At 40.0% G+C, this 6,528-nt stretch carries 4 protein-coding genes and 1 pseudogene; all 5 read right to left on the reverse strand.

Annotation, left to right across the window (positions count from 1 at the left end; translation table 11 throughout):
* Positions 1-1,127, reverse strand: a pseudogene (locus tag DBR11_RS20510) (carboxypeptidase regulatory-like domain-containing protein); the annotation flags it as partial.
* Positions 1,124-2,242, reverse strand: coding sequence for a PepSY domain-containing protein (locus DBR11_RS20515; protein WP_108554489.1), 1,119 nt, complete (start codon positions 2,240-2,242; stop codon positions 1,124-1,126). The pseudogene DBR11_RS20510 and the gene DBR11_RS20515, both read right to left, overlap by 4 nt.
* A gap of 41 nt (positions 2,243-2,283) precedes the next feature.
* Positions 2,284-3,549, reverse strand: a complete 1,266-nt coding sequence (locus tag DBR11_RS20520) for a DUF4374 domain-containing protein (RefSeq protein ID WP_108554490.1) — start codon at positions 3,547-3,549, stop codon at positions 2,284-2,286.
* Between the two features lie 105 nt (positions 3,550-3,654).
* Positions 3,655-6,039 carry a TonB-dependent receptor gene (locus DBR11_RS20525; protein WP_108554491.1) on the reverse strand — a complete coding sequence of 795 codons (2,385 nt, stop codon included), beginning with the start codon at positions 6,037-6,039 and terminating at the stop codon, positions 3,655-3,657.
* Between the two features lie 194 nt (positions 6,040-6,233).
* Positions 6,234-6,528, reverse strand: a 295-nt coding sequence (locus DBR11_RS29935; protein ID WP_199233904.1) for a hypothetical protein, incomplete at its 5' end; no start/stop codon positions are given.

The raw sequence follows: 6,528 nt of genomic DNA on the forward strand, positions 1-6,528 counted from the left end.
TACAGCAAATCTGTCCAGCGCTCCTTCCCTTCTGTATAAGTTAATGCGTTCCAAATCGGTTGTTTGTTCTGGCCGTCCATCCACTGGCTATTGGTTTGCTGGCTGGTTGGATATTTACCTACTGCCCCATTAATCAGAAAACCAATTACATTGCGCTCATTGAGGTTCAAATCCGCGCCGGCCCGGAAGTTGTGCGCGCGGAGCTTGGCGCTTTCCTCCGAATGCTGGAAAGTGCTTTGCAAAATCCTATTGCGATTATCCTTCTCATAAAAGTTACGCTCAACATCTGTATAACTTGTATAATCATGTACAGTCAGATCGTAACTTCCATACAGATTCAGTTTATTTTTTTGGTAGTTGAAACTTGCCGAGCTACCATAGCGTGCCGACCTTCCTCGTCCCCCATTTGCAGAAACGCTGCCATTAAACCCTGAATTCGCATTTTTCTTCAATATAATGTTCACGATCCCACCACTCCCTGAGGCATCGTAACCTGCGGAAGGATTTGCAATAATTTCAATTTTGGAGGCAGCTGAAGAACTTGTACCTCTGAGCAAAGTAGCCAGCTGGCTGCCGGATAGATAGGTGAGCTTCCCGTTAATCATTACGGATGTTCCTGCACGGCCTTTCAAAGAAACTTCTCCGTTTTCGGTAACGCTGACACCAGGAGCTTTGGATAACAACTCTAAGGCAGTATTACCTTCTGCCATCACACTTTTTTCCACGTTCATGACCGTTCGGTCCAAACGTTGTGAAATCAATGGTGTGGCCCCATTAATGACAACCGTGTTTAATGTTCGGTTATCTGGCATTAGATGAAGTTCACCATAATGGTATTGTTTCTGAAATTCAGTCAGTTCGAAAACTTTCCCAAAATAAGGTGTATATCCCATGTAGTTGATACAAATGAGATATTTGCCTTTAGGTATATCTGTACCTTTAAAATAACCAAGAGAATCTGTCATTAGCGATTTTATTTTTACAGAATCCACAACGCGTAAAACAACCACAGCGGCGGAGGGCAGCGATTGAGCATGTTCATCTAATACCCTGCCGCTAACACCAGCAAATTGTGCAAAAACACCAATCTGCAGTAGCAATAAAATTGCTGTTAGATAAATCTTCATAGAGATCTTTTTTTTGATTTTTTACGTTTCTTGCCCCACCAGATATAAAAGCCAGTAACAGGCAAACTGGCGCAAACCAGACTACTGATGAAGTAAATGATCTTACTGGTTAATCCTAAAGAAGCGCCTACATGCAATGAATAATTTAGTTTACGGACTTGATCCGCAAAAGAAAGTTCTCCAAGTCTTTTTCCGCTTCTGGCCGACAATTCCAGGGTAGCAGGTTCAAAATAGAGATCCCGCCAGAATCCGGAAAACATATCTGTACAGGCATAAATCAGTTCGTCCGGCTTTTCAGGGATACTGACAATGACGTTGTTTTTATTATGTAGCGCAATCTCATTGCGTACTTTATACCATATTTTATCGGCAATGACCAGTGCTGGCTCCGCAGAAGGAGCAAATAGCTCTTTTTCCGGGCGTTTACGTGGCCCCCCATCACCTCCGGTTACCCAATACATACTCCTGGAAAACCATGAAAAACTCATCACCAGCCCTGTTATGGCCATCAATACGGCTATAAGCAGGGTATAAAACCCAAGTACATTGTGCAAGTCGTAATTAATACGCTTAAATTTTGCGTTCCATTTGATTTTGAAGCTTTTATCACGATTACTCTTGTTCCATTTCTTGGGCCACCATAAAATCAGGCCGCTGATGAGCAGGAAGAAAAATATAAAGGTAGCCCAACCCACTATGGGTTTACCTATTTTTCTTCCCAGCATCAGGTTTCGGTGCAGCTCATCTACCTCATGGAAAAAATCTTCATGATCCTGAAAGGCTACAATTTCAGCGGTATAAGGATTCACAAATACAGTGGAATCAGAATTCATGGAAACGGCAACAGTTTTATCCAGTCCATGGTACCACATGGAAGAGATTTCTTTTCCCGGAACAGCTTTTGACACAGCCTGATGGATCACCGATGGTGGGAGCAGCTGATCTTCATGCTGTGCAGCCACCTTCAGGTTAGCATGTGTCCAGTCTTTGATTTCTTGTTCAAAAACCAGGATACAACCTGTTATACTAATGATGAAAACAACAATTCCGGAAGCTATTCCCAGCCATAAGTGCAGCCAGGCATTAATTTTACTAAATCTATCTTTTATGGTCATGAATAATGAATTTCCAAGCAGGTATTTGATTAGTGATATAATTAATATTCCAGTTTGCTAAAGGCAGCTACATTAGTGATACCTCTCAAACGCGCACCTCTTTTTGCTGTTGCAGTTGCCACGTCAATCACATACACATAGAATTCTTTATTGTCTTCCTGCATTACATAGTAGGCTGTTTTACCATCCTTTTCAATATATATTTTGTTATTATAATCGGTCTGATCATGTACCGGAGCACCGCTTATCTCTGAAACTGTTTTAGCTTCGGCATCCACAATAGCCAGTTTTACTTTACCGCCGCCCACACCACCAGTTTCGGTTGATGCATAGAGCGTCATCAGGAATTTGGCTCCGCTGATATAATTACCGCGTGCTATTTTTCCTTTGCCCAACGCCTCTACATTAAAAAAGTAACTTTTATCAAACTCATCAGTTCCTTTCTTAATTCTTAGCATTCCTGAAGGATTCTTAGGCACAAGGCCACCTTCAGTTGTTCCTGAAGTAAACCAGGTATAAGCATCTCCATTAGTAAGAACGCCAACTCCCTGTTGTGAACCCCAGTTACCAACAAAACTACCTCTGTCATCACTGATCTTTTTAACCAGTTTCAGGTCAGGATAACTTAAAACAGCAATAGTTGTTTTGTTAACCTCTGTAATATTACCTCCCCAGTTGCCTTCACCTTCCGCAATTTGATAAGGGATATATATTTTATCTCCGACCTGGAATAAGCCCGTCCAAATGGCCATCCGGCCGTTACCAGCCAATTCAGCAAGATTAATTGTTGCCTGGTTCTGAATTAGAAATGATTCTGCATTATAATTCATCAGTGTGGCTACCGGATCAGTAAGACTACGGTTCGTTGATCCGATAATTGTATTTTTGGTTCCGTAGTTACCAAATATTCCAGGACGTACAGCATTAACGGTTTTATTGTCAAAACGGGTTAATTTTCCGTTGGTTCCAAATCCATAAGGTGTAATTGGCCCCTGGTTACTGTAAGTAAGACCAAAAACAAGGTTGTTCTGCACATTAAAATAGAATTCATTGGAAGGAATCCCTTTACCTACAATACTGATCTCGCCACTCTTGACGTCTTCTGAAGATACAACATAACTGCCTGCTCCGCCGCCTTCACCTGCAGCCTCGCTCGTAACGACGAATACAAATTCCTTTTTCGTTTCCATTCCCGGCTTAGCAATTTCAGGTTCTTGAATATCCTTGTTTTTACTGCAAGACATCAGGCCAATACCAAAAAGACCCACTAACAAAAATGCTTTTACTAGATTTTGCGATTGTTTCATTTTTATTTGATTTGATTTTTAAAGCTTATAAAGCCATCCTAAGCTTTTTGCTGGTTGTAAGCTGCTCAGGATAGTTTATCTTATTAATTTGTAAGATTATTTATATTATGATTTCTTAATAAAGTACCGGAGCTTCAGGTTAAAACTTCTGCTGGGTTTCTGTAAAGCAAAGTTGTCATAACGGGTAACATCGGTCAGATTAAGGCACTCAAAGGCGATATTGTACTTACCTGATGCCATCGTATATACCACGTTGACATCGTGAGAAAGCTGTTGAGGGATGATATATCGCTGTTCATTACCACCAAACGCTTCCCAGTTTAACGAAAATTGGTGGACATACAGCAGATTATATCCTATACTCAGCATATCCCCTTTTTTACGTACATTATTGAAATAAATGTTGGCATCTGCATTTCCATAGAGATAAGGAACGTTCGGCAACCGGTCCTTATAAATATCACTTTCCAATGATTTACCTGGTTCTACCTTATTCGTGTTGATTAAATTCTGATAAGTCATATTACCACCCAGGGAAATCAGGTTCTTATAATAATACCTGATATTGGCATCAACACTGTTGTTCGTTACGCTTCTCAGATTTTCGAAGTGAAAATCACGTCTGCCGCTCGGCTGCAGATCTCCGACCATTGCACGTATATAATCTTTGGCATGTCGGCATACATAGTTTGCATCTATACCGATCCGGTGTGAATTGTTCAATTTCAGAAAATAGGAAAGCCCAAGGTTAATGTTGTCACTACTTTCAGGTCTGAGATTGGGATTATCTGATTGGTTAATCAAATCGCCAAAAAGCTCATTGCTTCCCGGCAAACGATAGGCTTTCTCATAAGATAATTTTAGCTGAAAATCCGTCTGAAGGAAATAGGTAGCTGCCATCCCGTATCCCATTTTATTGACTACAATCGTCCTTATCGGATCCGTTTCGCCAACTACATTTTGCGATATAGCTTTTTGATAATAGTGCTTCGCAAATACGTTCGTATTCCATTTTTCATTCAGTGCCATTCGGTATCCTAAACCTGTAATATACTTACGTGTTGTTTTAGGGTATTTGTTTTCTTTAAGATCGGGTTGAATGGCATCTATTCCCTTTCTGTTGAAAGATGAAAACTGATGGTTTAACATTAGGCCATGTTTATCCGAGATATCATAAGTTGCATTGGCAGATACTAAGCCAGTGTTGTTTTTATATTTAAAATCTGTATATGTTGCTTCACCACCAGGCGCATTCTCCTTATTTTTGGGTATACTCTCTCCAAGCCAGTTAAAGAGACGTGGCACGGTATCAATACTTCTTTCCTGTCCAAAATTAAAACGACCATTCAGGCTAACATTCAACCCCTGAACAAACAGGTCTTTTTTCAAATATTTAAAACCAGGCTGCACAATTTTACCCCGGGTTTCCCTCGCGCCATAAACGTCCTGCATGTCGTTACCAGTTTGTATTTCAGCGCGATTATTACCTAAAGTAACCCCCACTAATAACTGATCTGCATATTTCTTATTAGATACTCCAATATTCGCAACCAGGGTTTCATTGTGATAATTGTCATGAAAACGTTTGACACGTTGATTTACAAGTCTCTTTGTTATTGGATCGGGTACCTGTATATTGACCTTATAATTATTATCGGAATAATTCTGAAAAGCGTTCAATTGTAAAGTCAATCCGGATTGATCAATATAACCTGCATTGATATTTGTTTTATGGGTATTGAATGATCCAAAAGAATAGGAAGCATCCAGATATTTTCCCGGTTCTGTTTTGGTTACAATATTAACCGCACCACCCAATGCGTCCCCACCCAGCCAGACAGGTACTACTCCACGATATACTTCTACTCTTTCGGCAAAATTTATAGGAATGTTATTCAATTGAAAAGACGATCCAAAATTATCCATTGGCAGGCCGTCAAGAAACATCTTCACTTGATTTCCGGAAAATCCATTTAAAGAAAAACTCATGTTAGAACCCACACCTCCTGATTCCCTCAGCCGCACACCGGACACCCTGTTTAGAGCCTGTCCTATATCCATAGTGGTATTGTAGAGCTTCTTAGCATCAATAGCAGTTACATTGTAGGCTTGCTGATTAACCTGTTTATGTTTACTTAAACCAGTAATGGAAACCTCATTGATAGAGCGGCTGTCTGGCTCCAATTGGAAATTTTCATGGAATCTTCCTTCTGTGGAAAGCGTGACGTTTTTTATAATTTCTTTGAATCCAAGAGCAGATACCTTTAAAGTATAGTTGCCTGGTAAAAGTCCACCAAAGAAAAAATTCCCCTGATGATCAGTCTTTGTCCCTTTTTCAAGGGGTAAAAGTTTAACTGTAGCTGACGAAACAGTATTCTGATTTTCATCAGTAAGTCGTCCGCCGATAGAACCCTTACCTCTATTCTGGGCTTGTACCACAAATATAAAGGCAAAAAGAATCCCTGTAACAAAAAATGTTTTAATTTGCATTGCTTTTAAATGTCGATTTAGAAGTTTGCCCGGTTAGCCGGGAATGAGCCATGCAGGTGAGAACTGCATGGCTCTTTTAGTATAGAATTTGGAGCGTATATCTTAATCAGTCATAGTAACCTTTCTTTTATATAGTATTATCCCGAGCGCAGTTTTTCCCCTACGCTATTTAGAATAATTGTAAATAAAAAGTATTAGAGATTAAAATCCCGCCGCATATTTAGGGCTATAGCTGGCGGAATGTCCAGAAGTCGCTGTTGATCAACAACCAGTAATTCATCTTGTTTACTTGTATAATAACTGAGTAAATAAGACTGTCCTTTTCTCAGACGCATTTTTTTTCTGGACTCGTTGGACTCAGAACCTTCAGGCTTAATGATGATATATTGATCTTCATCACTATTGTTACTTAACATAACTGCACCCGAAAAATGAATATCAATCAGCTGATGGCTTTCGCGGTTCATGGTCACTTTGCTGTCTTTTGCC

Origin of the sequence: Pedobacter sp. HMWF019 (genome assembly GCF_003061025.1) — a bacterium.
Taxonomy (GTDB): domain Bacteria; phylum Bacteroidota; class Bacteroidia; order Sphingobacteriales; family Sphingobacteriaceae; genus Pedobacter.